The following is a 13,784-nucleotide window of genomic DNA, read 5'->3' as shown; positions in this document are numbered from 1 at the left end:
CATTATTATAGTTTTCAAGAATCCAAATGTTACAGTTCCATTTTCTTATTGTTAGTGCAAGAAGTTCTAGTGCGAAATCCGGCTTATAATTAAAAAGTTTTCATATTTTAATAAAAAGGCTATGATTATTTAGGAATTGCTCACACGAACAATTCTTTTTCTAGCAGCATCCTTAATACAGATTTCGTTGTGGAAGTGGAGTGGTGGTGTAGATGGGTTCTAAAAATATTAACATCTCTAAAGCTTTACTTATAATAGGGATTATTTTCGTAGCTTTTAATTTGCGCCCAGCGATCACATCAGTCGGGCCCATTATTGAATTAATTCGTTCTGATTTAGGTATTTCTAATGGAGTAGCGGGTTTCATCACTACTCTTCCATTAATCTCCTTTGCGCTCCTTTCAATTCTTGCTCCTAAAATTGGACAAATGATAGGAAATGAGAGAACTATTTTTCTAGGATTATTGGTATTGTGCATTGGCATTATCACGCGATCATTGGGCTTTATGCCGACGCTCTTTTTAGGCACATTGCTTGTAGGAGTTGGTGTCGCAATTGGCAATGTCCTTATACCAAGTATTGTAAAGCTTCATTTCCCTTTAAAAGTTGGAATCGTTACAAGTATTTACACAACATCCATGAATACTTTAGCTGCCGTCGGATCGGGAGTCAGTATCCCTTTAGCCAAGGGTCAATCCCTAGGTTGGAAATGGGCATTGGCTTTTTGGACAGTACTTGCGGTTATCGCTATGATTATTTGGTTACCACAATTACGTAACAACCATAAAACATCATCTTCTTATAGTGGTCCATCCTCAAATGGCGCTATGTGGCGTTCATCGATTGCTTGGCAAGTAACATTGTTCATGGGATTACAATCTTTTTTATTTTATTGTACAGTAGCATGGTTACCGGAAATTTTAGAAAGTCATGGAATGCAGTTATCGATTGCTGGTTGGATGGTTTCGTTAATGCAACTAGTTGGTCTACCAACTACGTTTCTAACACCTGTCATTGCTAACCGATTAAAAAGTCAAAAGATGATGGTATGTGTAATTGGAATCGTGTACCTTTCTGGGATAATGGGGCTTATGTTTGTAAAAACAAACATACTTCTGATTCTATCTATCATCTGTATTGGAGTAGCCCAAGGTGCAAGTATTAGCTTAGCACTCACAATGATTGGACTACGAACAAAAGACTCAAGACAAGCCGCAAATTTATCTGGTATGGCACAGTCCATCGGATATTTATTAGCTGCTATTGGTCCTACACTAGTTGGCTTTTTATTCGATTACACACAATCATGGGTAACGCCATTAGTCATTTTTATTGTGATATCAATATTGATGACAATCGCAGGTGTTGGTGCTGGACGGAATCGATATGTGGCGGGAGAAAGTATACAAACATAATGATACATATACTAATAAAAACATAAGTTTTCCGTTTGGAAAGCTTGTGTTTTTTTATTTGGAATCGTAAATATATTTCCGATTTATTTGGTATTAATTTTAGTCTAGGCCATGTTGGATATAAAATTACTTAATATTGTATTTCGGTATTTCTTATTACCTAGTATATTTCTCCTAATTATTCAAATATATGGAATATTTACGTTCTGTTTACATTCTATTAATCTATCGAACATATTTACTGCCTATAATTTAAAACGTTAAATACAATAATTTGGAGGTATAAAAAATGGGATCTCGTGTAAAGAAGGCAATTCCTATTATTGCAACAACGGTTCTTGCTACCACAGCTTTTACAACTCAATCCTTTTTCAATGATGGAAATGGTCATAAGGTTGAAGCTAAAGAATTTTCAAAGGAAGAAGTAAAACAGAATGACTCTACCTGGCTTGCAGGTGATCATCACGTACATAGCGAGTGGAGTGTTGGCTGGGACAATTCTACAAATCCTCCAACACCTATACGAGCTGGAGATGCGATTTACCCAATTACGAAAAATGCAGAAAAGGCAAGGGAGTACGGTCTTGATTGGGTGATGACAACAGATCATGGAGGTCCTAATCATTCCAAGGTTAACTTAGAGCAAGCTTATCCTGAGTTATTGAAATCTCGTGAAGCTGTTCCTGAAGTTCTTCAATTTTACGGAATGGAGTTTGATACACCAGCTGCTGACCATAGTACATTAATGATTCCGAAAGTTGAAAATGAATCACAAATTCTTTATGACATTGAAAGTAAATTTAATAAGCGTGATCCTTACCCCAATGACGGTAGCAGAGATACTGAGTCTACAATGATCGAAGCACTTAACTATATGAAACAATTAGACGAGGGTGAGCAGCCAATTCATATTGCACATCATCCTTCTCGTTCAGCAAAAGGTGATGGTCAATGGGGACAAGATACACCACAGGAGTTTCGTAATTGGAATGATATAGCACCAAATATCTCTATCGGTATGGAAGGTGCTCCTGGTCATCAGGCTACAGCTATCAATCCGGATGGCTCTCAAGATCCTAATGGTGCACGTGGTTCATATGGTAACTACCCAACTATGGGCGGATTTGATCAAATGGCTGCAAAGATTGGTGGACTATGGGATTCCATGCTTGGTGAAGGAAGACACTGGTGGATTACAGCTACATCCGACTCGCATGTAAACTGGCGTGATGGCGGTGGCGACTTCTGGCCAGGTGAGTACTCTAAAACGTATGTAAAAGCAGAGAAAGACTATGATAATATCATGGAGAGCATTCGTAATGGGAATGTTTTCGTTACAACCGGCGATCTCATTTCTGAACTTGACGTAAAAGTACAAGCTGGCGGAAAGTCACCTTGGTTTGCGAAATCCAAAGGAAATTCAGCAACTATCGGTGAAACTCTAATTTTACCAGGGAAATCTAAAGATGTAACAGTAACGGTACGCATTAAAGATCCAAACGCAGCAAATGCCAATGGGGATAAGCCAACAGTTGACCATGTTGACTTAATTATGGGTGAGGTTACTGGAAAAGTAGCAGATCGTTCGACTGCAACGAATCCGACTACGAAAGTCGTTAAAACCTTCACAAAAGAGGATTGGAAGCAAAAGGGTGAATACATCGAGATTACTTATACATTAAAAGATGTTGATAAAGACAGTTATATCCGTTTACGTGGAACAAACACTCAACAAACAGAACCTGAAATTGATCCTCGTGGAGAAGATCCATGGACTGACCTTTGGTTCTACTCTAACCCGGTGTTTATCAAAACTTCAAAATAAGAAGTAAGGCGAGGAGACAAAGGCCTCCTCGTCTTTCCTTTTTTCACACGACAGAAAGAAACTATTCAAAAATTGGAGGAACTTATGAAAAAGCTTTTTTTACTCATTGTAGTTATGATTTCGATTACCTCATTAATAAAATCTCCCTCTGCATATGCTCATACCAATAACAGTGAAGGGTACTCCCATATTGATGTGAATGGGAAAACTCTCGATTATGAACTGAAGCTTGATCTTACAGAACTTGGACATTCAATGCAAAAAGAAATGGATGATCAGCAAGTATTTGATACAAAAATGGTTCAGGATTATATAAATTCCCATATTAATCTTTATGCAGATAGCGTAAAAGTGGAGGGAGTCATAGAAACATCGGTTGTTGAAACGATTAACGAGCGACAGTTTGCAGTAATAGACCTGAACTACAAATTAGATGAAAAACCTGAAAAATTAGTATTAGACTATAATATTTTTCTAGATGATTCAGATCCAAGTCATGCCAATTATGCAACGATTATATTAGATGGAAAACAACAAGAAGCGGTTCTATCATACGAATCAAGAGAGCTTGAAATCGGAGAAGTGACCTTTGTTCAATCAGCGAAACAGTTTCTATTATTAGGCTTAGAGCATATCTTTACAGGTTATGATCATATTTTGTTTGTCATTAGCTTATTATTTGGTGCAAAGAACATCCGAAACATATTCTCCTTGGTCACTGCTTTTACAATTGCTCATAGTATCACCTTAGCACTTGCAACACTCGATATTGTGCAATTACCTAGCAGGTTAGTAGAGTCTGTCATTGCTTTAAGTATAATTTACGTAGCACTTATAAATATTTTTAACTCTAACTCAAAACATCAGCCATGGCTTGCTTTCGGTTTTGGACTTATTCATGGATTCGGTTTTGCAGGAATACTTTCGGAAATGCGACTTGAAGGAAGTCATTTGGTCACTTCTCTATTATCTTTTAATATCGGTATTGAACTTGGACAGCTTATCATCGTTTCAGTGGTATTCCCAATCCTTCTGTGGATGAAAAAAGTAACATTCAAACCTATTAAATGGGTAATTCCGAGAACATCAATCGCTATTTTAGCATTCGGAGTAGTTTGGTTTGTAGAAAGGGCTTTTTAAAGAAGCTATAACTCGTTCACATAAACACTCCCCAAAGCTACTATGGATTTTCTAGTGGTGATGGGGATGTTTTTTTTTACATGTGAAAAATTGGGCATTTAGGTTCCAGGACCTTGGTTTATTTATTACCTTGCAATCGAAAAGCTACCTACAAGTATAGCTACTGCTTTCATAAAATATGGCATATAATAAGAACTCTCCTGTCTAAATAACGTGTTTTATTTATATTCAAAAAACGGAACATTCTGGATAACTTTTATGAGAAATATTACGAATGCTAGTCAAATGGTATCCTATAAAGCCAAGAAAACTAGGACACAAGTCCGATTTTACCTGTCGCTAGGTATTTTATTCCTTCAAATAAACAAAATAGTATAGAGAAATAAATTTTGATGAGGAGGGATTTTTATATGAAAAAAATTCTATTCTATATTGCCATATTAAGCATTGCGACAATCTTAGCCTCATGTAATCAGAACGATCAAACAAATGAAGCTGATGACAATGAGCAAGTGAATGAAACAGAACAGCCTGCTGAAAACAATAATGATGAAACAACTCAAGAAAAAACAAATGAAGCAGGTGAAACGGAACAAAATACAGAAAAGGATGGAACACCTAATACTGAAGAAAAGGTATACCAAAACAAAATTTTCAAAGATGTTAAAGTTTCCGAGATGGATAATCAAATGGTGATTACTGGAAAAGCGCAAGTTTTCGAGGGTGTTTTTGACTATGCCCTATATGATGGTGAAGATAAGCTACTTGAAGACCACTATCAGACGGTGGGAGCACCTTCTTGGGGTGACTTTGAGATCAAGATTGATAAAACAACTATTGCTCAACCTAAAAATGAAGTAAGACTCGAACTATTTGTTTATTCCGCAAAGGATGGTTCAAAAGAAAATATATTAAATATTCCACTTTCAAATCATTAGAAAAAACCGAAAGACATCTATTTTCCACTTTGGAAAATAGGTGTCTAATTTTTATTTGTTAAGGGACGAGGAATCTGAAAAGTGCCCGACTTATTTTTAATAATATTCACTTTTAAAAAAATGTAAAAAAATGGTTAAATAAAAAGAATCCCTTTAACTAATTCTATGATTGTTTAGGAAAACTCATAAAGAGTGGAGGAAAAATCATGACAGTAAAAGGTCAGGTTAAACAAACAGTTGCAGGTTTGAAAAGTGCACAAGCAAGCCTCGAACAATTTGCACTTCAAACTCAAAACGAACAGGCCAAACAAATGTATCAAAATGCCGCACAGCAAACTCAAATGATTGTGGATAGTCTCAACCCGCGTTTGCAAGAATTAGATGCGGAAGAACCACAATATCAACAAGAATAAGTCTAACAAAAAGGTTGGTTATTAGAACCAACCTTTTCTCGAATTGGAATGCTACTGGGATGGGGTTGGTATAAATGAAAAAAAACTTCTTTCGTTATGGTGTTTTTATATTTTTAGTCTTTGGGTTATTAACTGGGTGTAAAGAAAATATTGATTCAGTCAAAAATCAAAGCACATCGATAACCAAAATAAGTGCAAAAAAATCAACGAATCAAACAACGGCGAATCATGCTAAAGAGTTAGTAATCAAAAGGGATGATGTCACTGGGGTTCGAGGGGTCAATACCGATAAAGAACTACTTATCGCGATAACAGTACCACAAATAGATAGATTTCAACTTAAAACCATTGAAAAGAATGTGAAAGAGGAGTTAAAAAAGAAATACCCAGATTACAAAATTGAAGTATCAACCGATCAAAAAATCTTTTTAGAATTAGATATATTGGAGAGAAAGATTGAAGAAGGGAAGACAGGGAAAAAAGAACTAAAAAAGGAATTTGGGAACATAAAACGTCTTATGAAAGAGGAAGCATGATAATGAGTGAGGGTAGCTTATGGCAAATAAAAAGAAGAAAAAATTAACCCCAGTTCAACAGGAATACCAAGCATTTCAAAAACAAAGAGAGACGAAACGCCCCTTATTTAAGAATTGTATCAATGCATTTTTAACGGGTGGCATCATATGTCTAATTGGACAAGCGATACAGACATTTTACATATATTTTTTTGATTTTACAGAACAAACAGCCGGAAACCCAACGGTTGCTACACTCATTTTTATTTCCATGCTCTTCACGGGATTTGGAGTTTATGACAGAATTGCCCAGTTTGGTGGGGCTGGTTCCGCCGTTCCGGTGACTGGATTTGGAAATGCGGTAATCTCAGCAGCGATTGAACATCGGACAGAGGGGTTTGTACTGGGTGTTGGTGGGAATATGTTTAAGTTGGCAGGTTCTGTCATCTTATTTGGTGTTTTTTCAGCCTTCATATTCGCAACCATTAAGACAATTCTTATTACGTGGGGGGGACTGTAATGCTGACCGGTCATCGGACATGGATATTTGATCAAAAGCCTGTCATTATTTCAACGGGAACAGTCGTTGGACCATTTGAAGGAAAGGGGAAAATTCCGCAAGATTTTGACTTAATACATGGCGAAATATGGCTTAATCAAGATTCATTTGAAAAAGCTCATCAGGTTATGCTAGAGGAAGCCTGTCAAAAGGCAATTGAAAAAGCAAATCTACAAAAGGAGCGGATTCAGTTTTTCCTTGGGGGCGATCTCATCAATCAAATCACTCCGACAAGTTTTGCTACTCGAACACTTGGAAGTCCTTACTTAGGATTGTTCGGGGCTTGCTCAACCTCAATGGAAGGATTAGCATTATCTGCATTTTTAGTAAATTATAGCGGTGCAAAATACATATTAACTGGAGCGTCAAGTCATAATGCAGCTGTTGAAAAACAATTTCGTTATCCAACTGAATATGGTGGCCAAAAACCCCCAACCGCACAATGGACTGTTACAGGTGCAGGTGTGGCATTAGTCAGTTCTACAGGATCAGGACCACGAGTAACATCAGCAACTATCGGTAAAATTGTGGACATGGGGCTAACTGACCCATTTAATATGGGAGGAGCGATGGCACCAGCCGCCGTTGATACAATCGAGGCCCATTTAAAAGAAAGAAATGTCGATCCATCTTATTATGATCTGATCGTGACGGGGGATCTAGGACATATCGGTCGAGAGGTATCTCTTGATCTATTTAAAAAGCATGGCACACCAATTAAGGAAGAAAATTATCAGGATTGTGGACTCATCATTTATCGGGAAGGGCAACCTGTACTTTCAGGGGCAAGTGGTGCCGGTTGTTCAGCAACAGTTGTTTACGGACATATTTTAAACCGTATGAAAAAAGGGGAACTGAATCGGGTCCTAGTCGTTGCAACAGGTGCCTTACTTTCACCGCTTAGTTTTCAGCAAAAAGAAACGATTCCCTGTATTGCTCATGCGGTATCAATTGAAAATGGAGGTGAAGAGCAGTCATGATTTTCTTTTGGGCATTTGTCATAGGGGGCCTCATTTGTGTGATTGGTCAAATCATGTTTGATGTTTTTAAACTCACACCTGCCCATACATTATGTACGTTTGTCGTACTTGGAGCACTTTTGGATGCATTTGGTTTATACGAACCGTTCATTGACTTTGCAGGTGCTGGGGCAACTGTTCCGATTACTAGTTTCGGTAACTCCCTTTTTCACGGTGCAATGTACGAAGCGGAAAAACATGGACTGGTTGGAGTGGTAACTGGAATGTTTGAAGTTACGAGTGCAGGTATATCAGCCGCCATCATTTTCGGGATGATTGGTGCATTACTATTTAAACCAAAAGGATAAAGGAGAATGAAGGATGACAGTTGGCTCTCAAGTGAAACAATGTCTTTCTAGTATAAAAAATATTGAAGCAAGTCTATCTAGCTTAGCATTACGCACGCAAGACACAGAGGCAAAGCGAACTTTTCACGAAACCATGATGATCATGGATGAAATAAAGAATGATCTAAAAAAGCGTGTAGGTGAAATAGAGCGGGAGGAAGATCAATATAAAGGTTTTTAAATCATTGTTAAGGAGTTACGATTATGCCAGATTGGTTAGGTATTGCCATACGATCAATAGTGTTACTAACCGTCTTGTTTTTTTTTACAAAATGGTTAGGAAAGAAGCAAATTTCTCAATTATCTTTTTTTGAATATATAAATGGAATTACAATTGGCAGTATTGCTGCAGAAGTCTCTACAGGACTGGACAGAAACATTTTTCATGGATTAATAGGCATGAGTGTCTGGTTTGCTGTCCCTTTTATTGTGGATATAATTTCTATAAAAAGTAAAATAGTAAGAGACTTTGCGGAAGGAAAAGGAACAGTATTAATTAAAGATGGAAAGGTAATGGAAGATAATTTAAAAAAGGAAAAATATACAATCGATGAATTACTAGCAAAACTACGAAATAAGAATGTCTTCCAGGTAGCAGATGTAGAGTTTGCCGTATTAGAAACAGATGGAAACTTAAGTGTCTTATTAAAAAAGGAAAATCAGCCAATAACCGCAAAAGTCCTAAATCTTGCTGTAGCTCCGATAAAAGAACCGCAAACAGTCATTATGGATGGAGAAATCATGCATGAACCTTTATCTTCATCTGGCTACAGTCAGAATTGGCTAGATACGGAACTTGATAAAATGGGCGTCAGTATTGAAAATGTGTTCTTAGGGCAGGTTGATTCTTATGGACAACTGACTGTCGATTTATTTGATGATAAGATCAAGGTCCCAGCGCCACAGGAAAAACCACTACTACTTGCTACGATAAAAAAATGCCAGGCGGATTTAGAATTGTTTGCCCTACAAACAAATAACCAATCCGCAAAAGAAATGTATCAGAAAAATAGTAAAAAACTCCAGGACGCATTAAATAAAGTGACTCCGTTTTTGAACAACTAAGGGGCGGTGGGAAATGTTACGGAAAAACATCATGTGGGTGAGCAACCCCTTTTTTATTACTATTTGAATTCGTATCTGAGTGTACAGTTGTACTTATAGTAGACCCATCACTGGCATTGGGAAAGAGAATTAAAATCTTTATCATATGGGTCAAAAGGAACATTGATTCAACTTATTCAAGAAATATTAAAGTTAATGAGTTTATATAATGTCAAGGTAAATAGGATTTACAACAAGAGGATACTGAGAGGGTCGTTAAATTGTTTCAAAAATAAATAACTTTCCAATAACTAGTAGCAAACAAAAGCGAAGTATATTTTATTAGGCATTTTGGAATTAAATGAAAAATCGCCAATCCTTTAATTTTAAGGTTGGCGTATTTTTATTTAAAACAATACTCATAAAAGGAAAATGTGGAATGTATTGTACAAGCAATACTTATCATTTTGTTAATATACCCTATTATAAAAATTTTATAACCCTATTTCTTGTTACGGAGTTCTTTTACTTCGTAGAAAAAACAAAATATGTTTAATAACCTCAAACCTTCTGTTTTTTAAATTTAGGTGAATTCTAACTAAAATAATCAAAATCAGTTTTGGTTTACTTTCATTTGAAAATAGTAGTCTTTTGATAATCTATATTTATAATTGTTATTTATTATTTTTTATCATTATTTATTGACAACTCGAAAATAAATGATAAAATTAAGAAAAAACAAATTGAAAACGTTTGCAGTTGTTTTCAATTTTGATAAATTACTAGTTTAATAAGGGGTATGGGTTGGAATTTTTGTAGTATTCCATGGTTCCAAAAGATAATTAGACTTCGATAAGCATGATTTCAATTCTTTAAAATACTTAGCGAACTCATAATGAAATTTGATTCTTACTTATATTTAGGTGAAGCTAAAATGCGCACCTTGAATATAGAAAATTAAGAAAATTATTGTTTTCAATTACAAAAACGGGGGGAACAAAATGAAGAAGAAGTTGGGATTATTAGTTATAGTTTTGGTAGCTTTTGTTGGTATTCTAGCTGGTTGTCAAAAAGATCAAAAAGCGGGAACAAGTCCAGAAGTTGAAAAGAAAGACTTAAAATTCGTAGTTGTTCCTAAAGTTGTACATCCTTGGTTTGATGAGGTTAACAAAGGTGCGCAAGAACAAGCAAAGGTTCTTGAAGGGCAGCTTGGAGTTAAAGTAAAGATTGAATATATTGCACCTCAAACAGCAGATGTTACTGAACAAAATACAATTCTTGAACAAGCAGCAGCTACTCGCCCTGATGGGATCGCAGTTGACCCATTAGACGCTGAAGGAAACAAACAAGTAATTGAGGAAATTAGGAAACAAGGTATTCCAGTAATTGTTTTTGATTCGCCATCTCCAGAAGGGTCAGACCTTACAAGTGTAGGAAATGATTTCTATGAACAAGGAGTTATTGCCGCGGAAAAACTTGCAGAGCTTCTGAACTATAAAGGTAAAGTTGCTGTAATGCAAGGGTTTCCAACAGCTCCGAATCATCAACAACGATATGAAGCCCAGGTTGAAGTTTTAAAACAATATCCAGGAATCACAGTTATTGATGGCGGAATTAGTAATGACGATATTCAAACGGCTCAACAACAAGCAACTGCTATTCTAGCTGCCAATCCTGACCTTGCAGGATACTTAATGAGTGATGCTTCTGGTCCAATTGGAATCCCTGCAGCTATTAAAGAGGCCGGGAGAGAAGGGGAAGTCATTGCGGTTGGTATGGATAGCTTAAAGCCGATTCTTGAGGAAGTAAAGGGTGGAGTGCTTTCTGCTTCATCGGCTACAATTCCAAGAATGCAAGGTTCAATGTCAATCCTAATGTTATGGCAAGCTGCAATTGGGGTTGATATACCTAAGACGATAGATACAGGAATTGATGTTGTTACACCTGAAAATGTTGATGACTTTCTAGCAGACTTAGAAAAAGAATAAAGTAAATTTATATGTGGGGGGTGTCTTTTAAGACATCGCTCCCTACTTTTAATTAATGAGGGGGAGTATCTGTGAGAGTACTAGAAGCAAAAAATATTACTAAAAGATTCCCTGGAGTAATTGCACTTGAAGATGTAGATATTTCCTTTGAACCTGGTAAAATACACTGCATAATTGGGGAAAATGGAGCTGGTAAAAGTACCCTAGTGAAAATTCTAACGGGTGTATATACCCCAGATGAAGGAAAAGTGATTATTGATAATCGAGATGCAACGGCAAATAAAAAACTATTTGAAAAGGTAGCATATGTTCCGCAAGAATTAGACTTATTTCAACATATGACTGTTGCAGAAAACCTTTTTATGCCATTTTCAAAAACTGGATTTGGCGGCCTTCTAGTGAATAAAAAAGAACTTTTCAAAAAGGCAAAACCGTATTTGGAGAAATTTCAGATCTCAGCAAATCCAGAGGATTTAGTAAAAGATATATCGGTTTCCGAACAACAATTGTTGCAGATTGCTCATGGTACCGTTAACGCGTACTCAGAAATTATTCTACTAGATGAACCGACTACAAGTCTAACGTCCAATGACACAGAGCGTTTGTTTGAGGTTATTCGACAATTAAAATCTGAGAATAAAGCTATTGTCTTTATATCACATAAACTTGAAGAAATTTTTGACCTTGGCGATGAAATAACAGTACTTAGAAATGGGAAAAAAGTAGCGTACTCTGAATTGAAAAGTGTAGATATCCCATGGGTTGTTAAACAAATGACGGGTAAAGAATTAGACAAAAACATTAAATACCAATCTGAAAATGTCACTGAAGAATTACTACTTGAAGTAAATAACTTATCCGGTGAAAGATTCACGGATATTAGTTTTAAACTATGTAAAGGGGAAATTCTTGGTTTTTCAGGATTAGTCGGTGCCGGGCGAACTGAAATTATGCAAGCGATTTTTGGTTATCTTCAAGCTTGGAGTGGTTCTGTAACTTTAGAAGGGGACAAATGGAAATTAGGTGACACCCACTATTCTGTAAATAATGGATTAATTTATATCCCTGAAGAAAGAAAACAACATGGAATCCTACCATCTCTTAGTGTGAAGAAAAACATAACAATGCCTTTATTAAATAAATTAAAGACTTTTTTATTTATCTCAGATAAAAAAGAACAAAAAGTAACAAATGAAGTTATTGAATCCTATAAGGTCAAAACAGCTACAGTGAATACGGAAATTAAGTTTCTCAGTGGGGGAAACCAACAGAAAATAATAATTGGACGTTCTATGTATTGTAAACCTAAGGTTCTGATATTCGATGAACCAACTAAAGGTATAGATGTCGGAGCAAAAGAAGAAATTTATAAGATTATTAAAGAGTTAGCTGAGGAAGGAATAGGAATTATTCTAATTTCTTCTGAATTGGATGAAATTAAAAAATGCTCAAATAGAATAATAACTATCTATGACGGTAAAAAAGTAGGAGAATTCGAGACGAATAGTACAGAAAATTCCGCTATTATTAATTCGATAATGGGCGTTACACATAGTTAGCAGAAAAGGAGTGCACTTTCAAATGGAACAATCGTCCAGACTAAAGAGTTCAATACAAAGTATTAGAAAAAGTAACATGACAAACATTGGTCTCGTTCTAATCTTGTTAATCGTAATTGCATCTGTTTTTTCTCCATACTTTCTAGATTCATATAACTTGCAATCTTTGGTTCGTGATCTTGCCTTTATTGGTATTATTGCATTAGCCCAAGGATGTTTATTGATTATAGGAGAAATAGATCTTTCTGTAGGTAAAATTGCTTCTCTTTGTGGAGTAATTGGTGGAATGTTAATGGTTACTGGTTCTGTAAATCCTTATTTAGCCATTATACTTTGTCTTATTTTGGGTTCAGTGCTTGGTGCACTTAACGGTGCAATCGTTACCGGGTTAAATCTAAATTCAATAGTAGTAACAATTGGTATGACAGGCGTTTATGGCGGAATCAACTTAGTACTTACCAAAGGGAAAGCTATAACAAATATACCTGGAGAAATTCATTTTTTGGGCCAAGGTTCTGTAGCAGGTATTCCAATGCCATTCATAATAATGTTGTTGGTACTAGGATTAGTTCTATTCCTTACAAGGTTAACCCAATTTGGCCGATATATGTACGCTATTGGTAATAGTCCAGAAGCTGCAAAAATTTTGGGAATCAAAGTTAAAACAATTCGTACCCTTGTATTTGTATTAGTTGGATTTTTATCGGCATTAGCAGGTATGTTAATGCTAGCAAGACTAGGAACAGCCCAACCTAGTATTGGTGAAACATGGGCATTAAATTCAATTGCTGCATCTGTAATTGGCGGTATAGCACTTACAGGTGGTGTAGGTAATCTTTTTGGTGCACTTCTTGGTGCTGCCATAATTACTGTAATCTCAAATATGATTGTACTATTTGGAGTATCGCCATATTGGCAATCTGCAGTTAGTGGCATCATTGTTGTATTAGCAATCTCTTTCCATTCTATAAGTACAATGATTCAGTCAAGGAAAGAACGTAAGAAAAAAGTTAGTGGTTAGG

General features: G+C 36.1%; 14 protein-coding genes. All 14 read left to right on the top strand.

What is annotated here, in order from left to right; genetic code table 11:
• Positions 1-212: 212 nt before the first annotated feature.
• The 14 genes from RGU12_RS18875 to RGU12_RS18810 all read left to right on the top strand — a co-directional run bounded on the left by RGU12_RS18875 (position 213) and on the right by RGU12_RS18810 (position 13,783).
• Entirely contained in the window at positions 213-1,415 is a 1,203-nt protein-coding gene (locus RGU12_RS18875; protein WP_309537409.1) for a CynX/NimT family MFS transporter, read from the top strand.
• Between the two features lie 289 nt (positions 1,416-1,704).
• Positions 1,705-3,240, top strand: coding sequence for a CehA/McbA family metallohydrolase domain-containing protein (locus tag RGU12_RS18870; protein ID WP_309537408.1), 1,536 nt, complete (start codon positions 1,705-1,707; stop codon positions 3,238-3,240).
• An 84-nt stretch (positions 3,241-3,324) separates the two neighbouring features.
• Positions 3,325-4,380: a HupE/UreJ family protein gene (locus RGU12_RS18865; protein WP_309537407.1), complete on the top strand. Its 1,056-nt coding sequence runs from the start codon at positions 3,325-3,327 to the stop codon at positions 4,378-4,380.
• A 410-nt stretch (positions 4,381-4,790) separates the two neighbouring features.
• On the top strand, positions 4,791-5,318 hold the full coding sequence (locus RGU12_RS18860; protein ID WP_309537406.1) for a Gmad2 immunoglobulin-like domain-containing protein: 528 nt from the start codon (positions 4,791-4,793) through the stop codon (positions 5,316-5,318).
• A 206-nt stretch (positions 5,319-5,524) separates the two neighbouring features.
• Complete coding sequence (locus tag RGU12_RS18855; RefSeq protein WP_309537405.1) at positions 5,525-5,731, top strand: DUF1657 domain-containing protein; 207 nt, start codon at positions 5,525-5,527, stop codon at positions 5,729-5,731.
• A 74-nt stretch (positions 5,732-5,805) separates the two neighbouring features.
• The gene (locus tag RGU12_RS18850) at positions 5,806-6,267 is read left to right on the top strand and encodes a YhcN/YlaJ family sporulation lipoprotein (protein ID WP_309537404.1); all 462 of its coding nucleotides are present in this window, start codon (positions 5,806-5,808) and stop codon (positions 6,265-6,267) included.
• 19 nt (positions 6,268-6,286) lie between these two features.
• A complete protein-coding gene (gene spoVAC, locus RGU12_RS18845; protein ID WP_309537403.1) occupies positions 6,287-6,766 on the top strand; it encodes a stage V sporulation protein AC in 480 nt (159 codons plus the stop codon).
• A complete protein-coding gene (gene spoVAD / locus RGU12_RS18840) occupies positions 6,766-7,785 on the top strand; it encodes a stage V sporulation protein AD (RefSeq protein ID WP_309537402.1) in 1,020 nt (339 codons plus the stop codon). Before spoVAC ends, spoVAD begins: the two co-directional genes overlap by 1 nt.
• Entirely contained in the window at positions 7,782-8,132 is a 351-nt protein-coding gene (spoVAE, locus tag RGU12_RS18835) for a stage V sporulation protein AE (RefSeq protein WP_309537401.1), read from the top strand. Before spoVAD ends, spoVAE begins: the two co-directional genes overlap by 4 nt.
• Before the next feature lie 13 nt (positions 8,133-8,145).
• Positions 8,146-8,352, top strand: coding sequence for a DUF1657 domain-containing protein (locus tag RGU12_RS18830; protein ID WP_309537400.1), 207 nt, complete (start codon positions 8,146-8,148; stop codon positions 8,350-8,352).
• Between the two features lie 23 nt (positions 8,353-8,375).
• Positions 8,376-9,236, top strand: coding sequence for a DUF421 domain-containing protein (locus RGU12_RS18825; RefSeq protein ID WP_309537399.1), 861 nt, complete (start codon positions 8,376-8,378; stop codon positions 9,234-9,236).
• A gap of 980 nt (positions 9,237-10,216) precedes the next feature.
• A complete protein-coding gene (locus RGU12_RS18820) occupies positions 10,217-11,203 on the top strand; it encodes a substrate-binding domain-containing protein (protein WP_309537398.1) in 987 nt (328 codons plus the stop codon).
• 71 nt (positions 11,204-11,274) lie between these two features.
• On the top strand, positions 11,275-12,762 hold the full coding sequence (locus RGU12_RS18815) for a sugar ABC transporter ATP-binding protein (protein ID WP_309537397.1): 1,488 nt from the start codon (positions 11,275-11,277) through the stop codon (positions 12,760-12,762).
• Between the two features lie 22 nt (positions 12,763-12,784).
• The gene (locus RGU12_RS18810; RefSeq protein ID WP_309537396.1) at positions 12,785-13,783 is read left to right on the top strand and encodes an ABC transporter permease; all 999 of its coding nucleotides are present in this window, start codon (positions 12,785-12,787) and stop codon (positions 13,781-13,783) included.
• Position 13,784 lies beyond the last annotated feature (1 nt).

Source organism: Ferdinandcohnia sp. QZ13, assembly GCF_031324165.1.
In the GTDB taxonomy this organism is placed as follows: Bacteria; Bacillota; Bacilli; order Bacillales; family Bacillaceae_L; genus Ferdinandcohnia.
This window is presented reverse-complemented; position numbering and strand designations above follow the sequence as displayed.

Excerpts from the sequence above, each read along its gene's own strand:
- RGU12_RS18830 (WP_309537400.1), top strand. The coding sequence starts at position 8,146 with ATGACAGTTGGCTCTCAAGTGAAACAATGTCTTTCTAGTATAAAAAAT.
- RGU12_RS18825 (WP_309537399.1), top strand. The coding sequence starts at position 8,376 with ATGCCAGATTGGTTAGGTATTGCCATACGATCAATAGTGTTACTAACC.
- RGU12_RS18850 (WP_309537404.1), top strand. The coding sequence starts at position 5,806 with ATGAAAAAAAACTTCTTTCGTTATGGTGTTTTTATATTTTTAGTCTTT.
- RGU12_RS18860 (WP_309537406.1), top strand. The coding sequence starts at position 4,791 with ATGAAAAAAATTCTATTCTATATTGCCATATTAAGCATTGCGACAATC.
- spoVAC (WP_309537403.1), top strand. The coding sequence starts at position 6,287 with ATGGCAAATAAAAAGAAGAAAAAATTAACCCCAGTTCAACAGGAATAC.
- RGU12_RS18820 (WP_309537398.1), top strand. The coding sequence starts at position 10,217 with ATGAAGAAGAAGTTGGGATTATTAGTTATAGTTTTGGTAGCTTTTGTT.
- RGU12_RS18855 (WP_309537405.1), top strand. The coding sequence starts at position 5,525 with ATGACAGTAAAAGGTCAGGTTAAACAAACAGTTGCAGGTTTGAAAAGT.
- RGU12_RS18865 (WP_309537407.1), top strand. The coding sequence starts at position 3,325 with ATGAAAAAGCTTTTTTTACTCATTGTAGTTATGATTTCGATTACCTCA.
- spoVAD (WP_309537402.1), top strand. The coding sequence starts at position 6,766 with ATGCTGACCGGTCATCGGACATGGATATTTGATCAAAAGCCTGTCATT.
- spoVAE (WP_309537401.1), top strand. The coding sequence starts at position 7,782 with ATGATTTTCTTTTGGGCATTTGTCATAGGGGGCCTCATTTGTGTGATT.
- RGU12_RS18810 (WP_309537396.1), top strand. The coding sequence starts at position 12,785 with ATGGAACAATCGTCCAGACTAAAGAGTTCAATACAAAGTATTAGAAAA.
- RGU12_RS18875 (WP_309537409.1), top strand. The coding sequence starts at position 213 with ATGGGTTCTAAAAATATTAACATCTCTAAAGCTTTACTTATAATAGGG.
- RGU12_RS18870 (WP_309537408.1), top strand. The coding sequence starts at position 1,705 with ATGGGATCTCGTGTAAAGAAGGCAATTCCTATTATTGCAACAACGGTT.